The sequence below is a fragment of the Pseudobacter sp. genome (assembly GCF_051955275.1).
Lineage (GTDB): Bacteria > Bacteroidota > Bacteroidia > Chitinophagales > Chitinophagaceae > Pseudobacter.
Map to the genome: position 1 here is coordinate 1 of NZ_JBQCGW010000281.1, position 5,422 is coordinate 5,422.

Here is a 5,422-nt window from a genome sequence, read left to right on the forward strand (position 1 = left end):
GGTATCTGTGCGGAATGGCCGTGTTTTATTACGCAGCAGGTCGCTCAACAAATATGTGATCCCCAGGTTAAGCACGGCGCATAATTTTATGTTCAACAGTCTGCCTGTCTACCAGTTCCTTTGTGAATTACAATGGCAGCAATGTTTCCGTGGACTGTTTTTTGAAGAGAATAACGATGCTGATTTCAATCCGGAAATACGGTACAAACATATCATTGTGCAACGCGCCAGGTGGAAGCTTACAAAAGAGGATCTGAGAGATCTGCCTGCTAACGAGCCTGCGATGCCTTCTTTTATCAGTGATTGGCGGAAGAAAAGAGGATTGCCGCAGCAGTTGTTATTGCTGGATCAGGACAATGAACTGCTGATTGATTGCAGATACCCTGAATCATTCCGCATGCTGGTTGCAGCCATACAAACGAATGGTGAATGCCGGGTGACAGCCTTTCCCGGGAAAGAGGCCATGGGAGCAGTTTCCGGAAGCGAAGGAAATTACTGCAACGAAATATTCATTCCTGTGCTGTTCGGAGAAGCAGCCAGTACGAACCAACCTAAGCCAGCAAGGCAATCCGGTAAAAAAGTGCAGCGGAACTTTCTTCCGGGTGATGAATGGCTTTATTACAAGATCTATTGTGGCACAGTCACTGGCGAGGAGTTGCTGGCAGGACCGTTGAGAAGACTGAGTATCCGTCTTTCATCCAATGGCCTGATCAGCCGGTTCTTCTTTATACGTTATTATGATCCTGAGCCGCATATACGAATCCGCTACCACTTATCCTCTTCCGGAAACATGGCAGATGTCATACAACAGATGAAGGATGCGGTAAAGGATTATGTATCACAAAAACTGGTGACCAGGATTCAAATAGACACCTACAACAGGGAACTGGAGCGCTACGGAGCAGCACTGATCGGGGAAGCCGAACAGATCTTCCATGCAGATAGTGAAGCCGTAATGACAATGTTGCACTGGCTACAGCAAAATGATTCGCTCGCCAATAAATGGCAGTGGGCCATTGCAGGGATTGATCAATACCTGGTTGATTTCGGATATGATCTCAAACAAAAAACATTATTACTGTCGCAGTTACAGCAAGGGTTCCTGCAGGAATTCGGAGGCGGCAAGCCATTGGTATTGCAGCTGAATAACAAGCACAGGGCCTTAAAGCAGGAAATCTCCGCAGTATTCAGTGAAGAACCTTCTTATCTGATTTCAACTGGCAGAAAGATCCTGCAACGCAGGAGCCGTCAACTGAAGCCAGTGGTCCGCAGCATCTGCAGCCATCTCAGCCAGCAGCAGCAAAGCGCGGACGAGTTGCTGGGTAGTTACCTGCATATGTTCATCGACCGCCTTTTTGATACCGATAACAGAAAATATGAACTATTGCTCTATCACCTCCTGCTGAAACATTATACCAGTATTGCAGCGATGCAGCAAAAGCAACAAGTATGAAATTCAAGCACTATCGCCAGCTCGATACTATGGACTGCGGTCCCACATGCCTGCGGATGATCGCAAAATACTATGGTCGGGAATATTCGCTGGAGCATTTGCGCGGACTGAGTTTCATTACCCGTGAAGGCGCCAGCCTGCTGGGGCTGAGCCGCGCTGCGGAATCACTGGGCTTCCGCGCCGTGAACGTCAGCATGGGATTTGAGCAGCTGGATGAAGAAGCCCCCCTGCCCTGCATTTTATTCTGGAGCGATGAGCATTTTGTGGTACTGCCGCCACAGAACTACGACAGCAGTAAAAAGCGTGCAAAGATCCTGGTGGCCGATCCCGCACATGGCATGATGAAACTGGATAAGGAAACATTCCTGCAATGCTGGCTGGGTGACAAGCCGGAAGGATTCGCTCTATTGTTGAAACCTACAGCTGCTTTTTATGATCAGCCGGTTGCCACTGCAAAGCAAGAAGGTTTCCGTTTTTTGTTCAGTTACCTGAAACCTTATAAAAAACGATTGCTCTGGCTGCTGCTTTGTATGCTGGCAGGCAGTTTACTTTCCCTGTTGTTTCCATTCCTCACGCAGTGGCTGGTTGACAGGGGTATCGGGCAGCGCGATATAAAATTCGTATACCTGGTATTGCTGAGTCAGTTGTTGTTGTTTGCAGGAAGCACGGCCATCGAGCTGCTGCGGGGCTGGCTGCTGTTGCATATCAATACAAAAATAAATATCAGTATCCTCTCGGATTTTCTAAAAAAGCTCATGCGGTTGCCCATCCGTTTCTTCGATTCCAAACTGCTGGGCGACCTGATGCAACGGATCAATGATCATACAAGGATCCAGGATTTCCTGACGGGCTCTGCTCTGAATACTTTCTTTTCTTTGCTTAACCTGTTGGTTTTTGCTGTGGTGCTGGGAGTATACAGCCGGAGTATCCTATTGATATTCCTGGTGTTCAGTGTATTCTCCGTAGCCTGGATCACCATCTTTCTGAAACGACGACGGGACCTGGATTACAGGCGCTTCCAGCGTATGAGTGAGAATCAGCACCAGGTGCTGGAACTGATCTCAGGCATGCAGGAAGTGAAGCTGCACAATTGCGAGAACCGGAAACTGCACGAATGGGAACAGAACCAGCAAAAACTGTATGGGATCAGCATCAAGACCCTGGCATTGCAGCAGTATCAACAGCTGGGAAGTACGGGTTTCAATCAATTGAAGAATATCCTCATTTCTTTCCTGGCCGCGCAGGCGGTGATTGCCGGCGAAATGAGCCTGGGCATGATGCTGAGCGTGAGTTATATCACCGGGCAGATGAACGGACCGGTAGAACAGTTAATGACCTTTATCCGCAGCGCACAGGACGCAGGGATCAGCATGGCACGATTGAGCGAGATCCATAACAGGACGAATGAAGAGGATGAACAGATGAATACAGTGTCTCTTTCTCCTGATGCAGGGGCAAATTCCATTGAGCTGAAGGATCTGTCCTTTCAGTATGAAGGCCCATTGCAGGACTGGGTATTAAAAGATATCAGCTTACTGATCCCTGAAGGAAAGGTTACTGCCATTGTTGGCAGCAGCGGCAGCGGTAAAACCACATTGCTGAAATTACTACTGAGGTTCTACGAACCACAGCAAGGCAGGATCTCAGTCGGAGAGACCGATCTCCGCAAGCTCTCCCCTGCCTGGTGGCGCAGCCAGGTGGGCACAGTGATGCAGGATGGTTATATTTTTTCGGATACCATTGCCAGGAATATCGCTGTGAGTGATGAAGTGGTGGATGAAGCAAGGCTGCGTCATGCGGCACGGGTAGCAAATATTCATGGGTTCATTGAAGAACTGCCATCAGGTTACCAGAGTAAGATCGGCGGAACGGGCACCAGCATCAGCGCCGGACAGCAGCAAAGGATCCTGATAGCAAGAGCTGTTTACAAGAATCCGGCGTATTTGTTTTTCGATGAAGCCACCAGTGCGTTGGATGCCAATAATGAGAAAGTGATCATGAGGAATATGGATGAATTTTTCAAAGGGAAAACGGTAGTGGTGATTGCGCACAGGCTGAGCACCGTGCGCAATGCAGACCAGATCATTGTGCTGGAGCAGGGAGAGATAAAGGAAGTGGGTACACATGAAATGTTGACGGCGAGAAGGGGAAATTATTTTGAGCTGGTGAGGAATCAGTTGGAGCTGGGAGCGTGATGTGATCGAACATTCATTTGCCAGTGCCCAGTCGCTCGCGTCCCCGCAAGTGACGTTTATTCCGTCGCCTCCGGTGACACGGTGCCCGCCAGAGGCGAGCAAATATCTGCCACTCGCGGGGACGCGAGCGACTGCACCCTGATTACCGGCAACATGCAGCCACTCTGAATACAAAAAAATGTGCTACTGCCTGGATTCTGAATAAGAAATTGGTTTCCCGGTTACCTGCTGCACCAGCTGAATGAACTCCTTTCTGTACCCATCAGCATCCTTTCCAACAGCACCTTTCGCCAGTGTCAAAACCTGCTTCAAACTCGACTGCTGTGCGTATTCGCTTTTCCGCAGGATCATTCCAAACTCGGCCACCGCGGCGGACCAGCGGAAATTCTCCGATTCATTCTTTCCCATTTCGTCTTTTACCGCAAAGCTTATTTCCTGGCTTTTATCTTCTGCCGGTTTCTTATAACGAAGCTTTACAGTGACCAGTTCATTGGAATTACTGCTGTTCTTTGATTTATTGTTCTGGTATTTCAGCTTGTCGGGGATGGGGAAATCAGTATTCACTCCTGCCGGAATGATCTCGTATAATGCAGTAACAGTATGTCCTGCGCCGAGCTCACCGGCATCTTTCTTATCATTTTTGAAATCCTCCGCGCGCAGCATCCGGTTCTCATAACCGATCAACCGGTATCCTTTTACCTTGGCAGGATTGAATTCAAGTTGCAGCTTCACATCCTTTGCGATGGTGAAGAGTGTGCTGCCGAATTCCTTCACCAGCACTTTACGCGCCTCACTGATATTATCGATATAAGCATAGTTTCCATTTCCTTTGTCTGCCAGGATTTCCATTTTGGAGTCCTTGTAATTACCCATACCAAAACCAAGCACGGTGAGGAAGATACCATCCTGTCTTTTCTCTTCAATGAGCCTTTGCATGCTGCTATTATCCGATACGCCCACATTGAAATCTCCATCGGTAGCCAGGATCACGCGGTTATTGCCACCTTCTCTGAAATACTTTTTCGCAGTTGCATATGCCAGTTGAATGCCTGCGCCGCCTGCTGTGGAGCCGCCGGCCTGGAGTTTATCCAGGGCCTCCAGGATCTTCATCTTTTCATTGCCGGATGTGGGTTCAAGCACCAGCCCTGCTGCACCTGCATACACCACTATAGCTATATGATCCTGTGGACGAAGCTGATCGATCAGCAACCTGAATGAGGATTTCAGCAAAGGCAGCTTGTTGGGATCTTCCATGGAACCTGATACATCGATCAGGAAAACCAGGTTGGATGCGGGCAGATCGGCTGCATCCATTTTAATTCCCTGGAGGCCAATATGTAATAATTTATGTTTGGGATTCCAGGGCGCTGCGCCCAGCTCGGTGATCACAGAGAAAGGAATATTGTCCGTTGGTTGCGGATAATCATAATCGAAATAATTGATCATTTCTTCTATCCGGATAGCGTCTTTAGGAGGTGTGCTGCCCTGCGTGATGAACCGCCTGATATTACTGTAACTGGCTGCATCCACGTCTATGGAGAATGTGGAGAGCGGGCTATGGAAAGGACTCTGGAAGCCGGTTTCGTTGATGGCATCATATTCTTCAGTATTTGATTCGTCTTCCTGATAATTCAGGGATACTGTAGAGCCGTCGGCAAGCATCAGGGAAGCGGTGTTATTCTGAGGCCGGCTTATACTCACTCCATTAATTACAGCAGCAGAACCTGTAACAACCTGTTTTCTGGCCTTGCTATATCCCATTACCACCACCTCC

General features: G+C 48.6%; 3 protein-coding genes. 2 read left to right on the forward strand and 1 reads right to left on the reverse strand.

Annotation, left to right across the window (positions count from 1 at the left end; all coding sequences use genetic code 11):
- Window positions 1-1,453 (forward strand): thiopeptide-type bacteriocin biosynthesis protein (locus ACTHMC_RS24785; protein WP_440417384.1); only part of this gene is annotated, 1,453 nt, incomplete at its 5' end.
- On the forward strand, window positions 1,450-3,648 hold the full coding sequence (locus ACTHMC_RS24790) for a peptidase domain-containing ABC transporter (protein WP_440417386.1): 2,199 nt from the start codon (window positions 1,450-1,452) through the stop codon (window positions 3,646-3,648). The genes ACTHMC_RS24785 and ACTHMC_RS24790, both read left to right, overlap by 4 nt.
- Window positions 3,649-3,831: 183 nt before the next feature.
- Here the strand turns inward: ACTHMC_RS24790 and ACTHMC_RS24795 are convergent.
- A partial coding sequence (locus ACTHMC_RS24795) for a vWA domain-containing protein (protein WP_440417388.1) occupies window positions 3,832-5,422 on the reverse strand: 1,591 nt, incomplete at its 5' end.